General features: G+C 57.8%; 17 protein-coding genes, 1 tRNA gene and 1 pseudogene. 11 read left to right on the top strand and 8 right to left on the bottom strand.

Annotated features, from left to right (window positions below; all coding sequences use genetic code 11):
* Nucleotides 1-9: 9 nt before the first annotated feature.
* The gene (locus P2T68_RS25275) at nucleotides 10-969 is read right to left on the bottom strand and encodes a sugar ABC transporter substrate-binding protein (protein ID WP_024076479.1); all 960 of its coding nucleotides are present in this window, start codon (nucleotides 967-969) and stop codon (nucleotides 10-12) included.
* Between the two features lie 565 nt (nucleotides 970-1,534).
* Here P2T68_RS25275 and P2T68_RS25280 point away from each other — a divergent pair.
* From P2T68_RS25280 to P2T68_RS25290, 3 genes are all read left to right on the top strand, one after another.
* A complete protein-coding gene (locus tag P2T68_RS25280) occupies nucleotides 1,535-2,623 on the top strand; it encodes an asparaginase (RefSeq protein WP_024076480.1) in 1,089 nt (362 codons plus the stop codon).
* 249 nt (nucleotides 2,624-2,872) lie between these two features.
* The gene (locus tag P2T68_RS25285) at nucleotides 2,873-3,124 is read left to right on the top strand and encodes a DUF1654 domain-containing protein (protein WP_172831355.1); all 252 of its coding nucleotides are present in this window, start codon (nucleotides 2,873-2,875) and stop codon (nucleotides 3,122-3,124) included.
* Between the two features lie 4 nt (nucleotides 3,125-3,128).
* Nucleotides 3,129-3,818 (top strand): endonuclease I family protein, encoded by a 690-nt coding sequence (locus P2T68_RS25290; RefSeq protein ID WP_024076482.1) that lies wholly within the window; start codon nucleotides 3,129-3,131, stop codon nucleotides 3,816-3,818.
* 43 nt (nucleotides 3,819-3,861) lie between these two features.
* On the opposite strand, the gene P2T68_RS25295 is transcribed toward P2T68_RS25290, so the two are convergent.
* Nucleotides 3,862-4,227: an SPOR domain-containing protein gene (locus P2T68_RS25295; RefSeq protein WP_150054087.1), complete on the bottom strand. Its 366-nt coding sequence runs from the start codon at nucleotides 4,225-4,227 to the stop codon at nucleotides 3,862-3,864.
* A gap of 263 nt (nucleotides 4,228-4,490) precedes the next feature.
* Between P2T68_RS25295 and csrA the strand changes: the two genes are divergently transcribed.
* The 3 genes from csrA (at nucleotide 4,491) to P2T68_RS25310 (ending at nucleotide 5,534) form a co-directional block, all read left to right on the top strand.
* Nucleotides 4,491-4,685, top strand: coding sequence for a carbon storage regulator CsrA (csrA, locus tag P2T68_RS25300; RefSeq protein ID WP_003192511.1), 195 nt, complete (start codon nucleotides 4,491-4,493; stop codon nucleotides 4,683-4,685).
* A 205-nt stretch (nucleotides 4,686-4,890) separates the two neighbouring features.
* The gene (locus P2T68_RS25305; protein ID WP_024076484.1) at nucleotides 4,891-5,154 is read left to right on the top strand and encodes a hypothetical protein; all 264 of its coding nucleotides are present in this window, start codon (nucleotides 4,891-4,893) and stop codon (nucleotides 5,152-5,154) included.
* Between the two features lie 95 nt (nucleotides 5,155-5,249).
* The gene (locus P2T68_RS25310) at nucleotides 5,250-5,534 is read left to right on the top strand and encodes a hypothetical protein (protein ID WP_024076485.1); all 285 of its coding nucleotides are present in this window, start codon (nucleotides 5,250-5,252) and stop codon (nucleotides 5,532-5,534) included.
* A 36-nt stretch (nucleotides 5,535-5,570) separates the two neighbouring features.
* On the opposite strand, the gene P2T68_RS25315 is transcribed toward P2T68_RS25310, so the two are convergent.
* Nucleotides 5,571-6,239, bottom strand: a complete 669-nt coding sequence (locus P2T68_RS25315) for an HAD-IA family hydrolase (protein ID WP_024076486.1) — start codon at nucleotides 6,237-6,239, stop codon at nucleotides 5,571-5,573.
* Nucleotides 6,240-6,339: 100 nt separating this feature from the next.
* Between P2T68_RS25315 and P2T68_RS35200 the strand changes: the two are divergent.
* From P2T68_RS35200 to P2T68_RS25335, 5 genes and pseudogenes are all read left to right on the top strand, one after another.
* A pseudogene (locus tag P2T68_RS35200) lies at nucleotides 6,340-6,553 on the top strand (alpha/beta hydrolase); the annotation flags it as partial.
* A gap of 107 nt (nucleotides 6,554-6,660) precedes the next feature.
* Entirely contained in the window at nucleotides 6,661-6,921 is a 261-nt protein-coding gene (locus P2T68_RS25320; RefSeq protein WP_041160981.1) for a DUF2790 domain-containing protein, read from the top strand.
* A gap of 42 nt (nucleotides 6,922-6,963) precedes the next feature.
* Nucleotides 6,964-7,635, top strand: coding sequence for a heavy metal response regulator transcription factor (locus P2T68_RS25325; protein WP_024076487.1), 672 nt, complete (start codon nucleotides 6,964-6,966; stop codon nucleotides 7,633-7,635).
* Nucleotides 7,632-9,032 (top strand): heavy metal sensor histidine kinase, encoded by a 1,401-nt coding sequence (locus P2T68_RS25330; RefSeq protein WP_024076488.1) that lies wholly within the window; start codon nucleotides 7,632-7,634, stop codon nucleotides 9,030-9,032. The genes P2T68_RS25325 and P2T68_RS25330 overlap by 4 nt, the downstream gene beginning before the upstream one ends.
* Before the next feature lie 121 nt (nucleotides 9,033-9,153).
* A complete protein-coding gene (locus tag P2T68_RS25335) occupies nucleotides 9,154-9,471 on the top strand; it encodes a hypothetical protein (RefSeq protein WP_223817811.1) in 318 nt (105 codons plus the stop codon).
* A gap of 15 nt (nucleotides 9,472-9,486) precedes the next feature.
* On the opposite strand, the gene pcp is transcribed toward P2T68_RS25335, so the two are convergent.
* From pcp to P2T68_RS25360, 5 genes are all read right to left on the bottom strand, one after another.
* Nucleotides 9,487-10,128, bottom strand: a complete 642-nt coding sequence (gene pcp, locus P2T68_RS25340; RefSeq protein WP_024076490.1) for a pyroglutamyl-peptidase I — start codon at nucleotides 10,126-10,128, stop codon at nucleotides 9,487-9,489.
* A gap of 7 nt (nucleotides 10,129-10,135) precedes the next feature.
* Nucleotides 10,136-11,086 (bottom strand): DUF979 domain-containing protein, encoded by a 951-nt coding sequence (locus P2T68_RS25345; protein WP_069076648.1) that lies wholly within the window; start codon nucleotides 11,084-11,086, stop codon nucleotides 10,136-10,138.
* Entirely contained in the window at nucleotides 11,083-11,799 is a 717-nt protein-coding gene (locus tag P2T68_RS25350; protein WP_024076491.1) for a DUF969 domain-containing protein, read from the bottom strand. The genes P2T68_RS25345 and P2T68_RS25350 overlap by 4 nt, the downstream gene beginning before the upstream one ends.
* Before the next feature lie 240 nt (nucleotides 11,800-12,039).
* Nucleotides 12,040-12,465 carry a GNAT family N-acetyltransferase gene (locus tag P2T68_RS25355; protein WP_024076492.1) on the bottom strand — a complete coding sequence of 142 codons (426 nt, stop codon included), beginning with the start codon at nucleotides 12,463-12,465 and terminating at the stop codon, nucleotides 12,040-12,042.
* Between the two features lie 465 nt (nucleotides 12,466-12,930).
* Nucleotides 12,931-13,007: transfer RNA gene (locus P2T68_RS25360), tRNA-Val, on the bottom strand.
* Between the last annotated feature and the right edge of the window lie 95 nt (nucleotides 13,008-13,102).

Here is a 13,102-nt window from a genome sequence, read left to right on the forward strand (position 1 = left end):
CTGCCAGGATTACTGCTTGGTAACGAGTTCGACCGGAGTTTCGATCACACCGTCTTTGGCGTCGACTTTTTCACCCTTGACCAGCTTCAGGGCATTCTGGATACCGAACACGGCTTGCTGGGCGGCAGCCTGGTCAGCAGTCGCCAAGACTCGGCCGTCCTGCAGCATCGGCTTGATGGCCTCGATGTTGTCGTAGCCCACCACCATCACTTTCCCCGCCTTGCCTGCTGCACGTACCGCAGACACTGCGCCCAAGGCCATATTGTCATTACCCGCCAGCAGAGCCTTGATGTCCGGGTATTCGCTCAGCATCGCAGACGCCACTTTCTGGCCCTGGTCGATTTCCCAGTTACCGGATTGGGTGGAGACGATTTTCATACCGGCAGCGTCCATCGCATCCTTGAAGCCTGCGGTGCGCTGCTGGGCATTGGTAGTGGTCGGCACACCTTCAATGATGCCGACCTTGTCACCCGAGGCCAGTTTCTTGGCCAGGTAGTCGCCCACCAGCTTGGAGCCTTTGCGGTTGTCGGGGCCTACGAATGGGATATTGAGGTTTTTGCTTTTCAGTACGTCCGGGTCCAATCGATTGTCGATGTTGACGACTTTGATACCGGCGTCGGAGGCTTTCTTCAGCACGGTGACCAGCGCCTTGGAATCGGCTGGGGCGATGACGATAGCGTTGACCTTGGCAAGGATCATTTGATTGACGATATCGATCTGCGCGCTGGTATCGGTTTCGTTCTTGATACCGTTGGTGATCATGTCGAAATCAGCGGAGTGCGCCTTTTGGTAATCTTTCGCCCCCTCCTGCATCGTCACGAAAAACTCGTTGGCAAGGGACTTCATCACCAGGCCGACCTTGGGTTTGGCGGCAGTATCGTCAGCGAATGCAGAGGAGAGCGGTAAAGCGACGGATGCGGCAGCAAGCACAGCGACAGCAAGAAGACGTCCAGCAAATGGCAGCTTCATGGGTTCACTCCGATCTTATGATTATTGTGAGCAACGCTTGCACCGAAAAGCGCTTCGGCAGCCCTCCCACCTGGGTGGCTGAAACGAGCTTTCACGAGACTCAGGGAGCCACCCGTGAAATATCTCGCAAACGTTTGCGTTATTCAAACTATGAGAACCTTGTCGAGATTTGTCAACGCTGGAAAACAACCTTTCATCCAGGCCCTCTATCCCCTGCCTTGCCGCTCGATCGCACCGATCAGTAAACATCATCTGCGCCCAGTCGTTCTCTAAAACGACAGGCCATGACGCCTCCGTCGCGCAGGGTGTCCGGAGAGTTCGTCACTGCTTTCGGACAACCGAACGCGAACCCACTCTGTTGTTCGGAAAGCCGGACAACGGGCCGGCCAACCGGTCCGAAACAGTGAAAATAAATCTTTTTAAATCAACAACTTAATTTATATACAAGGCCACAACCAGACTGGTACAGATCCTGCTCTTCCCTAACACCTCGCGGCGTTCAGAACCGCCCGGGTGTTCTAGATGAACTTGCTACCGCACTCATCAAAAACCAGAGAGAAAAATAATGAAATCTGCATTGAAGAACATTGTTCCGGGCGCATTAGCCCTCCTGCTGCTGTTCCCCGTTGCCGCCCAGGCAAAGGAAGTTGAAACCAAGGCCAAACTCTCCAACGTAGTGATCCTCGCTACCGGTGGCACCATTGCTGGCGCTGGTGCCAGCACGGCCAACAGCGCTACTTACCAGGCAGCCAAGGTCGGCATCGAGCAGTTGATTGCCGGTGTTCCTGAACTGAGCCAGCTTGCCAATGTGCGTGGCGAGCAAGTGATGCAAATCGCATCGGAAAGCATCAACAACGAAAACCTGCTGCAATTGGGCCGCCGCGTCGCCGAACTGGCCGACAGCAAGGACGTGGATGGCATCGTGATCACCCACGGGACCGACACCCTCGAGGAAACCGCCTACTTCCTGAACCTGGTGGAAAAAACCGACAAGCCTATCGTGGTAGTCGGCTCCATGCGTCCAGGCACCGCCATGTCAGCCGATGGCATGCTCAACCTGTACAACGCTGTCGCCGTTGCCGGTAGCAAAGATGCCCGCGGCAAAGGCGTGCTGGTAACCATGAATGACGAGATCCAGTCGGGTCGCGACGTCAGCAAGATGGTCAACATCAAGACCGAAGCCTTCAAGAGCCCATGGGGCCCGCTGGGCATGGTGGTCGAGGGTAAATCCTACTGGTTCCGCCTGCCGGCCAAGCGTCACACCATGGATTCGGAATTCGATATCAAGACCATCAAGAGCCTGCCCGACGTCGAAATCGCCTACGGCTACGGCAACGTAGGCGACACTGCCGCCAAGGCCCTGGCCCAGGCCGGCGCCAAAGCCATCATCTATGCCGGTACCGGCAACGGCTCAGTGTCGTCCAAGGTTGTTCCTGCCCTGCAGGAGCTGCGCAAGCAAGGTGTGCAAATCATTCGCTCGTCCCACGTGAATGCCGGCGGTTTCGTACTACGCAATGCCGAACAGCCTGACGACAAGTATGACTGGGTCGCAGCCCACGACCTGAACCCGCAGAAAGCGCGGATCCTGGCAATGGTTGCACTGACCAAGACCCAGGACAGCAAGGAACTGCAACGGATGTTCTGGGAATACTGATTACTAGCCATACCCTGTAGGGACGAGCTTGCTCGCGAAAGTGGTTAACGATGACGCGGTCCGTCTGGCTTAACCTATTGCCTTCAAGTCTTTCGCGAGCACGCCCGCCCCTACAACTCTTCGCCCCCCCCCCCGCCGCTACACAAAAATCCCAAATCACTGTCAGACGGCCTTGTTTAACTTTAAGCAGTTGCGAAACTGCCTACAGTTAAATACTGTATGCACGTACAGTTAACTAAGGAATATTCCGTGGCAACGTCCTCTTCCGCAGCACCAACCCTGCCCGATGCCTATCAACGCCTGGCCGTTCGCGTGCAAAAAGTCATCAATTCGACCAATGCCCAAAAAAACAAGGCGGCCTTGATCTTCCGTTTGCCGGATGAGCCGGAGGACGAGTGGGCGCGTTTGCTTGAAGAGATCGCAGAAAACGACAACGTTACCCTCGCCTATCGGGACGACGGTGGCGTGCAGATTTTCTGGGTTGTGCCGAAGGAAGACTGATTCAATGAGTGTCCGTTTTATTGCTGTGCTTTGCTTGTTTTTTGCCGTCACCGCCCATGCCCAAGCGCCCCGAACGTTCAGCGAAGCCAAAAAAATCGCCTGGAAACTCTACGCCCCGCAATCCACTGAGTTCTACTGCGGCTGCAAATACACCGGTAACCGCGTGGACTTGAAAGCCTGCGGTTATATCCCTCGTAAAAACGCCAGCCGCGCTGCACGCATCGAATGGGAACACATTGTTCCGGCCTGGCAGATCGGGCACCAGCGCCAGTGCTGGCAGAATGGCGGACGCAAGAACTGCACACGCCATGATGAGGTGTTCAAGCGTGCCGAGGCGGACCTGCACAACCTGGTGCCGAGTATCGGTGAGGTCAACGGCGATCGTAACAACTTCAGTTTTGGCTGGCTGCCGGTGCAAAGCGGGCAGTACGGCTCATGCTTGACCCAGGTCGACTTCAAGGCCAAGAAGGTGATGCCGCGCCCGTCCATACGCGGAATGATTGCCCGGACGTATTTCTATATGAGCAAACAATACGGCTTGCGCCTGTCGAAACAGGACCGGCAACTTTATGAAGCCTGGGACAAGACCTACCCTGTGCAGCATTGGGAGCGTCAGCGCAACCAGACCGTGGCCTGTGTGATGGGGCGTGGAAATGAGTTTGTCGGCCCGGTGAACCTCAAGGCCTGCGGTTGAACGCGGGCGGGAGCACTCGGCGTGCTCTCGCCCTACCTGCCGGTTACTGCGCAGTCTTGTGCTCGACAACCTGCGATTCGGTGTCGTTTTTCTTGGCGCGGGCCAGCTTTTCCGTGAGCAGGGCCTGCTTGGCTTCCGCATCGGCCTTGGTTGCGAATGGCCCCAAGTACACTTCGTCCTTGCCGTTTTCCTTCACGATATAAAAATTGAAACCATGCTCCAGCAACCACGCGGTCAGGTCGGTGATCGCCTGTAGCTTGTGGTCAGGCGGGCCTACCCAAACGTCCCATTCCTGGGCAGCAATCGCGCCGGTCTGTGGCTGGTTTTCAGTCACGGCAGGCTTGGCCTTGGGCGCTTCGACAGGTTTACCTTCACCGCAACCGGCCAATGCCAACACCGCAATTGCCATCGCTACTTTACGCACTGCCCTGCTCCTTAAAGGATAAAGAGGCAACTTTATCATTCGCTGTCTATTCTGGCCGTCATAAACGTTGGCTTAAACAATGCGAATGATGTATCGCAGACCTGTATGATGCCGCCATGGGAATTAATGTTGCCTCTATGCGTCCTAAAAAGAGGCAGTCACAGGGAAGCGCTTAGCAGTAAGCTACACACATCCGACACCTGCCCTGTCTGAAACATGTGTCCTTAAAAGTAATCAAGGAGAAGTCCATGCTGATACTCACCCGCAAAGTTGGTGAAAGCATAAACATCGGTGATGACATTACGATCACCATCCTGGGCGTCAGCGGCCAGCAAGTACGAATCGGCATCAACGCACCCAAGGACGTTGCCGTGCATCGCGAGGAGATCTACCAGCGCATCCAGGCTGGCCTGACAGCTCCGGACAAAAACCAGACTCCTTGAAGCACTCCAGTAGCCAGCCTTTTCGCTCTGTAACGGCTGGCGAAAACTGCCTAGACCTGCTCGCGCCTTATTCTTGTCCCGCGCACTGCCCTTGCATCTGCATTGGCAGATGAAACTGTCTTCATCCCTGGAACTTGTCGCGCGATTCGCAGCCGAAACTCCTGACTCACTCTGCCGACATCTGAGCACACTCAGGAGCACGCCGATGAGGCGCACCTCAACACAACGCTTTATCACCTATTCCTGGGCGATCGCCGTGCTGATCGGGTTGGCCTTTGCCGGCCTGGAATATGGTTTGAGGTTCGAAATTGAAAGGACAGACGCCACCGACGCCCCTTCATGGCTGGATCTGGCTTTGTTTTTGTGCGGCTACCTGTTCATGTTCTGTCTCAAACCGATCCAGAAGGCCATCCAGCGCAAGTTGTGCCAGCGAGCCACCCACCGCGCCCACCCAAAAAACGCGGGTTGATAGGTCGCAGTTTCGCTAATAGATCACCGGTGTTTACAGTCTTCCAACAGGATCTATGCTTGGGCTTGCACGATCAGTGAAAGGTGCTTACGCAGATGGACACCCTCAGCAAATCCCAAATCGAATCTGCCCTGGCGAGCCGCCTGCCCAGCTATACGGTCAATTGCACGTTGCATGCCGACGGCACCCTCTCCGCCATCCTCAGCGGCCCGGAAACCGACCACTTCGCGATTACCGGCATTGTGCGCGCGCATTATCGCGGGACTGAAGCGATTGCCCGTCTGGCCAATGAAATCCTCAGGGAAATGGTGCTGTCACGCCAGGGCATGAGAAGCAGCCGACTGCAACAGGTGCCGCCTGGTCATACATCCTGCGAATAGGACCGAGACCGCCAAACCGGGCTCGGCTTTTTCGCATCAACCTGCCAGGCGCCGCAAGCGCAGCAAACCGCCACCGTCGTGCTCGACGTGCAAGTGTTCATACCCATCGGTGGTGGCATGCGCAGTGTGCATGGTCGTCAGGTGAGTCGAGGTCACGACCATCACATCCGCGCCAGCGGCCTCGCCTGCCCGAATACCTACCGTCGCATCTTCGAATACCAGGCAGTCCTGTACCGCCGCCCCCAGGCGCTGTGCGCCCAGCACATAGCAGGCAGGGTCAGGCTTACCACTGGCCACATCTTCAGCCGTCACCAGCACCGCAGGCGGAGTGATGCCGGCCGCTTGTAGCCGGCGCAACGCCAACTCCCGGGGGGCAGACGTCACCAGCGCCCATTGGTCGCCAGGCAGGCGGTTCAAAAACTCAACGGCACCGGGAATCGCCACGACGCCTTCGACATCATTCAACTCCGCCTCGGTAATCCATTGCGCCTCCACCTCAGGATCAACCCCAGGCAACGCCTGGCGGGTAATGGTATCGATGGCCCGAGCGCCATGAATGGTAGTCAGGAAGGCCTTCACGTCCAAGCCGTGACGTTCAGCCCACATACTCCAGACCCGCTCGGCGGCAGCAATGGAGTTGAGCAGGGTCCCGTCCATATCGAACAGGAAGGCGCGGTAAGGCCGGGTAAAGACGCGGATGGACACTGCTGGGCTTCCTCTTGGACGGTGACAAATGATGAGCCCGTTGCAATCTACGGGTCAGGTCTGCACTTGTAAACGCGGCGGACAAGCACTCCAGCGATTTCATGGTTCCTGGGCTGACGGCTCCAGCTGGTCCGAAGTGATCACCCGACTCCAAGCCGCCCCTACCGTACTGGTCGGCCATTCCTACGCCGGCAGCGTGGTCAGCGACTCGGGAGTAAACCCGAAGGTCAGCGCATTGGTGTATGTGGCTGCCCGTGCGCAATGGAGTGGAAAAGCACGACGGCTACCTCACCCTGAGCCAGGACGCCTTCCTCTTATTACGAACTTGTCATGATCCTGTTGGTTGGCTGTTTGTGTCGCCTGGTTACTGTGAACTCACTGCCAACGACCGGGCAACCCGCCCTTAACGAGAGATACCTCCATGAAACTGTTTGCCCTTGGTTTTGCCGCTTTACTGGCCACCGGTTCGGTATTCGCGGCCGACACTCCAGCTGCCACGGACGTGATCCACGACAAAACCGGCTTCTTCGTACACCTGGACGTCGCCAAAGTCCTGTCGAGTACCGACACTTACGGCCAATGTGGAATCGTCCCGGCACAACTCAAATACCTGGACCACCAGGACCGCGAACATGTGCTGGACTATCAGGTCCAAGGCATCGGCTGCGCCAATGACAATTGATCGGGCTACACTTGCGCCACGCACTGAACCAGGGCACTTCCCATGAACATCCTTGTCGTCGAAGACGAGCCCAAGGCCGGCAATTACCTGCTCAACGGCCTGCAGGAGCTGGGCTACTCCGTAAGCCTCGCCCGTGACGGGGTAGATGGCTTGCACCAGGCCTTGGAAACGCCATTCGATGTGATCGTACTCGACGTGATGATGCCGAAAATGGACGGCTGGGAAGTGCTGCGGCGCTTGCGCAAGGAGGCCGACACGCCGGTGCTGTTCCTCACCGCCCGCGATGACATTGCCGACCGCATCAAGGGCTTGGAACTGGGGGCTGATGACTACCTGATCAAACCTTTCTCCTTTGCCGAACTGGTCGCGCGCCTGCGCACCTTGACCCGACGCGGTCCGAGCCGCGAAGAAGAACACCTGAACATCGCCGACCTGCACATCGACGTGCTCAAGCGCCGTGTCACCCGTGCCGGTACGCGCATCACCCTGACCAATAAAGAGTTCGCCCTGCTGCACCTGTTCGCCACGCATCAGGACCAGCCGTTGTCCCGCTCGTTGATTGCCTCGCGGGTCTGGGACATGAATTTCGACAGCGACACCAATGTGGTGGACGTAGCCGTGCGGCGCCTGCGCCTGAAAATCGATGACCCGTTCCAGCTCAAGCTGATCCACAGTGTGCGGGGCATCGGCTACCGTTTCGATACCCAGCCATGAGCCCAAATCGACATTACTCCTTGACCTTGCGCCTGGCGTTGATCTTCGCCTTGCTGGCCTTTGTGCTGCTGGCCACCCTGGGCGTGGCGCTGTACCGTGAGCTGGAGCGTGAGCTGATCATGCGCGACGACGCCGCATTGATCTACCGTATCGACCAGTTGCGCAACCTGCTCAACGACAGCAACACCCTGGACCTGATCAAGACCAAGCCGGAGCTGTTCCAGAACATGCTGGGCAATCGCGAGTCGGTGCTGAGCATCACAGCGCCGGGCCAGACACCCCTGCTGGTCGTCAACCCCGGCAACATCGAGGTGCCATCCGTTCCCCCCGTGCCGAAAAACCATACCCTGGCGTTGACTGACGTACACCATTTTCCCGGCGTGGATGGCGTACCGTTTGCCATCGTTGCGGCCTCCATCGACTCTGGCGACCTGGGCAGCCTGCAAGTCACCACCGGCCGCCTGATGACTGAACGCACCGCCGTGCTCGCCAGCTACCGATTGAGTGTGTATATCCTGGCCAGCATCGCGGCAATCTTCCTCGCCCTGGTGGGCTACCTGCTGGTACACCGTGGCCTGCTGCCCTTGCGACGCCTGGCGCGGCATGCCCGGGGCATCGGTGTCGGCAACCTGGCTGAACGCCTCGACAGTCGTGGCACGCCCAAGGAGTTGCTGCCGATGATCGACTCGTTCAATACCATGCTTGAACGCCTGGCCAAGGGCTTTACGCAACTGGGCCAGGTATCCACCGACATGGCCCACGAACTGCGTACACCGATCAACAACTTGCTGGGGGAAACCCAGGTCGCCTTGCAACAGAGCCGCAACGTCGAAAGCTACCAGCAGTTGCTCGCGTCTAATGTAGAAGAGCTTGAACGCCTGGCCCGCATGCTCGATAACATGTTATTCCTCGCCCGCACCGACCCGGCAAGTGCATTGCGCCAGCGCCAGGAATTAAGTGCAGCAGACGAAGTGGAACGCATGGCTGATTACTTCGAAGGATTGGCGAGTGACGCAAATATGCACATCATCGCCGAGGGCGCGGGCGTGATCTGGGCCGAGCCGATGCTGCTGCGCCGCGCATTGGCCAACCTGTGCGCCAATGCCATCAAGTATGGCGCTCCTGATTCCGATCTGTTGATCCAGGCGCTTCCCAATGCCGAAGGCATCCACCTGAGGGTCAGCAACCAGGGCGACACCATTGCTGCCGAACATTTGCCGCGACTGTTCGAGCGGTTCTACCGGGTGGATGAGTCACGGGAACGGTCGGCACAGTCCAATGGGCTAGGGTTGTCGATCGTGGCAACCATCATGCAGTTGCATAGCGGCCGGTACAGCGTCAGCAGCCAGGACGGCGTGACGTGTTTTGAGTTGTTCTTTCCGCAACGGGGTCACTGAGCGCCGCGGGCCAGAACCTCGGTGGTATTTTGCAAAAATTTGTCGGTCACCCTCTGCTCTGACTCCCACTATTCTTTTCTCCCAAGCGCTCTCTCACACGATTTAAAACAGGTGTCAGGCTTTGCAGAAAAAACAGTATCGATTTGGCTCGACGAATACGCTGAATACCCCGACTCAAGGCAGAGCGGGCGGAGGAAATGACGGAGGTCCCGGTGTGGAAAAACGATTGAGCTCACTGGAAAAGAGGCTGGCTGAAATGAAAGAGAAGCTATTCACCGTTTCAAACAGGGCAGACTCCATGGAAAAGCATTTCGCTACCAAGGCGGACCTCGCAACCACTGAACTGAATCTCATCAAATGGTATGTCGCAACGGCGTTCGCCATGACAGGCCTGGCCTGTGCGATCACCTTCGGGCTTACCCGACTGCTTGCCACCTGAAGTCAACCCGACAGATCAGCTGACCTGCCCGCCCGCTTCCGTTACATCCACGGATGTTTGCCACGCCGTCAGCACAGCCACCTGCAACCCTTTGACCAGCGTGGTCAACGCCATTGAAGGCTGCCCCGAGACAACCACCTGCTCCGGCAGGTACGGCACGTGAATGAAACCACTGCGTACACCCGTTCCTGCGAGTGAGTGCTGCAAACGGTAGAACACTTGGTTGCAAACGAACGTCCCCGCTGTCTGCGAGACTGAGGCTGCTATACCCGCCTCGCGCACGGCCTTGACCATGGCCTTGATCGGCAACGTGGAGAAGTAGGCTGCGGGCCCATCGACCACTACAGCCGTGTCAATCGGTTGCTCCCCCAGGTTGTCGGGAATACGGGCGTCATTCAGGTTGATCGCCACCCGCTCTATGGATATCTCGCCACGCCCAGGCCCCAGGCCCGTCGCGATGATCAGGGCCGGGTGCAACTCATCTATCAGTTGGGCCAGGCACTCGCCGGCAGTGGCAAAGGCGCAGGGCAAACGACGCGCAACAATTTGCACATCTTCACCCAACGGCATGCCATCCAACTGACGCACGGCCTCCCAGGATGGATTGATCGCGTCTTGATCAAAGGGCTCGAAGCCCGTCAGCAGAACGATTCGCATCCTGGCCTCACATCAACAGGTAAAGCAGGACAATATTGACCACCAGCATCATCAACGCGGTCGGCAACTGCGCCTTGATCACCGCGTTTTTGTCCGGCAGCTCCAACAAGGCGGCCGGGACGATATTGAAGTTGGCCGCCATCGGCGTCATCAGCGTACCGCAGTAGCCGGAAAACATGCCGATCGCCGCCATCACCGCCGGGTTGCCACCGTAGATACCCACCAGCACTGGCACACCGACGCCACCCGTCATCACCGGGAAAGCCGCAAAGCCGTTGCCCATGATCACCGTAAACAAGGCCATGCCCAGCACATAAACCATCACTGCCACCAACTTGTAATCCAGGTTGATGTAGGTGGTGGTGACGTGGGCGACGGCCGTGCCCACTCCGGCTTCATTGAACAGCAGCCCGAGCATCGCCAACATTTGCGGGAGCACCATCGCCCAGCCAAGGGCTTCGGTCAGGCGGCGGGATTCGCGCAAGGCTTGCACCGGGGTGTCGCGAGTCAACCAGCAGGCCAGGCCGAGGGCGATCAGGCAGCCGATACCGAGGGACACAAAGGTGGTGTTCTTCGGGTCCAGCAGCGGTACGCCGCCGATCTCGGTGTGCTTGAGCAACACCGAACCAATCACCGTCGTCAGCGGAATGGCCAGCGCCGGGATAAACAACTTGTGGCCCAGTCGGCCGGCACTCGCGCGGGAAGCCTTGTCGTGCAATTCGGCATGGGCGCCACGGCCAACCCCGCCCAACCCTGCGATCAACGCCATCACCACCACACCCGCCCCGATCACCACCGACGGCAGGCGCTCGCCCACCAGAAACGGAATAGCGAACAGCAACCAAAACAGGGTGCTGGACCAGCGCTTCGGGTGGCTACGATCCAGCAGGATCATGCCGGCAGTGATCAACAGCAACACACCGGCGAGCCAATACAGGTATTGAATGGAAATGATCATTGGGCGGCCTCCACTGGCGTGGCGACGGCGGTCATTTCCCGCGTCAACCGTCGATCAAAGCGATGCAACCGAATCGCGTGGATGATAAAGGCGCAAATCGCCGTGGGAATGCCCCATACCGCGATGTGCAGCGGTTCCACATCTATCCCCGAACCAAGCAAGAAGGTGTGCATCAGCGCGATTGCGCCAAAGGCGACAAAGATGTCCTCACCGAAAAACAGCCCGACGTTATCGGTCGCCGCGCACATGGCCAGCACCTTGTGACGCAGTTTGTCCGGCAATTTGCCAAAGCGCTTTTCCGCCGCACCTTCGGCCATCGGCGCGAGCAGCGGGCGCACCATCTGCGGATGCCCACCAAGGCTGGTCAGCCCCATGGCAGCGGTCGACTCACGCACAAACAGGTAGATGATCAACAAACGCCCGACCGTGGCGCGTTCGAAACGAGCGATCCAGTTCTGTGCATGCAGGCGCAAGCCATGGCGCTCCAACAGCCCGATGACAGCCAATGGCAGCAACAGAATCAATTGCAGGGCGCGGGTCTGAAGGAAACCATCGCCCATGGTGGCGAGGATTTTCTCCAGCGGGAAATGGGCAGCGAGCCCGGTGGCGATAGCGGCGGCGGTGACCACCAACAGGGGATTGAAGCGCAAGACAAAGCCAACCACGATGACGAGTACGCCGATCAACGGCCATAGATTCACAACAGTTTGCATGGCGGTGAGGTCCTTAAGTGCGCGCTGCGGCGCCATTACAGCAGGATGTGAACAAAGGGTTCACAGCAAGAAAGTGGCGTGCAGTCGGCTCGGTTTTTTATTGTTGACCTGGAAGGTCGAGCGTCGGTGGCGGCATCTTTGCCGCTTGGGGCGGGGGGTGTCCAACAAGAAAAGTTGTTGCTGTAAACCAATAAATTTTGTGGGTAATGGGCGCCAGGTGAACCGGCGCCCTGGCAGGATTCAGGCCAGACGTTTCTGGAAAAAGTGACGTTGGTGTCCCGGTGGATAATCGGCAATATGCCCGAACTCAGTGAACCCCAGCTTTCGATAAAACCCGGGCGCCTGGAAACTGAAGGTATCCAGCCAGATCCCGGTGCAGCCATGCTGCCTGGCCAACTCTTCAGCGGCGCGCATCAGGCGGGAGCCAGTACCTTGGGTGCGTAACTGATCGGGAACACTCAACAACTCAATGAACAACCATCCGTATGAAATCTTCCCATACAGCCCACCGACCACCTCTTCAGTGACAGGATCCCGCAGCAAAATCCCTACGGTTTCGAACGCCATATCGCCGGTATGACTGAGGTTATACGCCCTCAACGGTTTGAGGATTGCCTCACGCTCCTGTGCCGTCACGTCGAACGACACTTCCATTAACTGCTCCATCGCTGCCTCCCCGGTTGAATTCAAACAGTGCCCAGTATGGCGTCAACCCTGCAAAAAAGGGCCAACCTCTCGGTTGGCCCTGCGATCGCGCCCCCTCAAGACAGCCCTGTATCAGAGCTGGCCTGAGGCTAGACAGTGAAGAATCCCAATCCGAAACTATACTCAACCAATACGGTGCGCATTCCTGCGCATCGTTTACGGCATGATTGCCGACAAAGAGGTAGCCAACATGTACGCCGGGCAAATGGGTATGGCGACAACGAATGGTGAAATACGCTGCCAGATGATAGCCCAGATCATCTGCCTGCTCGCGGTGGCTCAGCTTTTCTGCTGATCGATCCGCCCTCACTTTTCAAAGCGAGCCGCGTCAGTGGCCAGGCGACGCCGTGCCCAAATTCCAGACAACAAAAAAGGGCCCACCTTTCGGTGAGCCCTTCTAGACCGCCCAGCAGAGCGGATTTTGTTTGGTAGGCGCGATTGGACTCGAACCAACGACCCCCACCATGTCAAGGTGGTGCTCTAACCAACTGAGCTACGTGCCTGCTGTGAGGCGGCATTCTACGGAATTTCGGAGGGGTGTCAACATCTTTTTTGCAGCTAACCCTATGAATATGCGAATTTTTTATTTGCGGCTGGT

The organism is Pseudomonas sp. G11 (genome assembly GCF_029457515.1).
Classification (GTDB): Bacteria; Pseudomonadota; Gammaproteobacteria; order Pseudomonadales; family Pseudomonadaceae; genus Aquipseudomonas; species Aquipseudomonas gorinensis.